This is a genomic window from Acidovorax sp. KPB24-07 (assembly GCF_057543315.1).
Genome location: NZ_BAAJYS010000449.1, coordinates 1 through 2,508, shown reverse-complemented (window position 1 = coordinate 2,508; position 2,508 = coordinate 1). Strand labels below are relative to the sequence as shown.

The window sequence follows — 2,508 nt, the reverse complement described above, 5'->3', positions numbered from 1 at the left end:
GAGGCCCTTGATCTCCTTGGCGGCGTCGGCGCTGCGCTGCGCGAGGCTGCGCACTTCGCTGGCCACGACGGCGAAGCCCCGGCCCTGCTCGCCGACACGGGGCGGCTTCCACGGCGGCGTTGAGCGCCAGGATGTTGGTGCTGGAAGGCGATGCGTCGATCACGCCATGATTCCACGATCTTCTTGCTGGAGGCGGTGATGGCCTCCATGGTGTCCACGACCTGGCCCACCACCACGCCGCCGCGCTGCGCCACGGCGCTGGCGGAGTCGGCCAGCTGCGTGGCCTGGCGGGCGGTATCGCCGTTGTTCTTGACGGTGGCCGTGATCTCTTCCATCGAGGCGGCGGTCTGCTGCAGGTTGGAGGCCTGCTCTTCCGTGCGCTGGCTCAGGTCGGCGTTGCCGGTGGCGATCTGCGTGCTGCCGGTGGCGATCGAGTCGCTGCTCTGGCGGACCTGGCCCACCACCTGCGCCAGGCTGTCGCGCATGGCCTTCATGCCCACCAGCAGGCTGGCCTGGTCGCCTGCGCGGGTGCTCACGTTCACGGCGAGGTTGCCCGCGGCGATCTGGCGCACCACCTCGGAGGCGTAGTCCGGTTCGCCGCCGAGCTGCCGCGTGATGGACCGCGTCACCCACACGCCCAGCGCACAGGCCAGCCCGATGGCGAGCAGGGAGCCGGCCACGACGGCGTTGACATTGAAGGCGCGCAGTTGCTCGGCCTCCGCGGAGCGGCGGGCCAGCAGGTCGCTCTCGGCCTTGTCGAGTTCGCCCTGCAGCGCGCGAAAGCCGTCCATGGCCGCCTTGTCCTTGCCCTGGCCGAACTGCACGAGGAAGTCCTGCATGGTCCTGGTGCCTGCCGCCACGTCGCGCCGTGCCTGCATCAAGGCGATCACCACGGTGGTGAATTCGGTGTTGCGGGCCTTCATCCCGTCCAGGCGCTGCTGCTGCGCCGGGTTGTCCGAGGTCAGCTTCTTGACCTCCGTCCAGGCCTGGTCGAACGCCTGGCTGCCGGCTTTCCAGGGCTCCAGGAACCGGTCTTCGCCGCTGAGCAGAAAGCCGCGCGTGCCGGTTTCCATGTTGACCATGCTGTTGAGCAGCGTGTTGGAGCGGTCCAGCACCTGGTAGGTGTGGATGTTCCATTTTTCCGCCTCGGCCAGATGGGCGCTGCTGTACAGGGACGTGGCGGCGACCGCCAGAAAGATACCGATGACGGTACCGAAAGCGACCAGAAGTCGCCGTGAAACGGTCAGGGTGCGGCTCGGGTTCATATCCATCCTTCCGGGTCTGGCGGGGGGTGATTTGAAATGTAATAATTCGTATAAATGATAAATTTGAAACCCCGCAATGGGTGCAAAAAATAGTCTGAATTCTCGGAATTTCAGCCCGTGGAAAGAAAAATGGGTGGCATTGAGGATTGGCACTCCTGTACTTATTTGATAAATATGATACTTTTGTGCGCCCATCCATGGGGTGCGATCCAAAGAAAGGCAGCCTGCAGGCCCGGGATCGGATCCCGGACCGGCAGGCTGCGGTGGGTGGGCTCGGGGCTGGGCCGGAAAACGTCAGCCGTCGGTCACGCCTGCGGTGCCACGTAGGCGATGAGCCGCCCCATGCGGCGGATCCATTCCGAGGTGACGATGAACTGCGGCTTGTCCCGCTTCACGTAGGGCGGGACCTCCGGCGGGTTGTCGGCCGGGTAGGGCGACGTGTCCCAGGCATCGCCCACGTGCTTGCTGCGGTAGGCGGTGCCGGTGTAGGCCGCCGAGGGCCCGTCGCCCTGGTAGGGGTTGACGACCTCGGGCACGGGCGAGGTCCAGTAGCCCTTGGCGCCCAGTTCGTCCACCAGCGTCTGCGCTTCGCTGTCGGGCACCTTGGGCGTGGCCATGGTGGCGCCCGCGAACAGGTCGGGGAAGTCCACCTCGCGGATCGAGAAATACCGGGGCAGCGCGCGCGTGGCGGTGCCGGCCTGGAGGGGCGAGCGCGCCGCCATGGCGGCCACCGCGGCATCGCTCATGCCATCGAGCTGCCGGTAGGTGGACTCCAGTCCCGCGATGTCGATGGCGCGGCCCGCCGAGTAGTGGCTGACGGTGTTGGCCCAGTCCTTGTCGGCGTAGTAGCCGCCGTTGTGGATGTTGGAGCCGTAGCGGTGCACGTACAGCGGCGCGTTGGTGCCCAGCTCCACGAACGTGGGGTGGGTGCGGCCGCCGCCCAGCAGCGGGCTGCCCGCGATGGCCGCCGCCGGCAGCGGGCAGGTCTTGAGCCAGGCGATGGCCTCGGGAATGCGCGCGAGGTAGCGGCGCTCGCCCGTGAGCTGGAAGTAGTTGAACAGCTGGCGGATGTTGGTCTGCGTGGTGTGCGTGGCCAGCGAGCGGGGCTCGTAGCTGCGCGCGCCTGCCGGTGCGCCGGCCGGGCGGCCGCCCATGGGGCGCGACAGGTGCTGCAGGCTCCAGCCGGCCTGCGGGCCGCTTTGCTGCATTGAGGCGCAATGCACTCCATGCGCGTGCGATTGGG

Annotated in this window: 1 protein-coding gene and 2 pseudogenes; all 3 read right to left on the bottom strand. The window is 67.5% G+C overall.

Annotated elements, in window-relative coordinates; all coding sequences use genetic code 11:
- On the bottom strand, window positions 1-54 hold a 54-nt coding region (locus tag AC27IQ_RS22390), incomplete at its 3' end, for a hypothetical protein (RefSeq protein WP_487090849.1).
- 722 nt (window positions 55-776) lie between these two features.
- A pseudogene (locus AC27IQ_RS22385) lies at window positions 777-1,082 on the bottom strand (CHASE3 domain-containing protein); the annotation flags it as partial.
- A 488-nt stretch (window positions 1,083-1,570) separates the two neighbouring features.
- Window positions 1,571-2,508: pseudogene (locus AC27IQ_RS22380) on the bottom strand (pectate lyase); the annotation flags it as partial.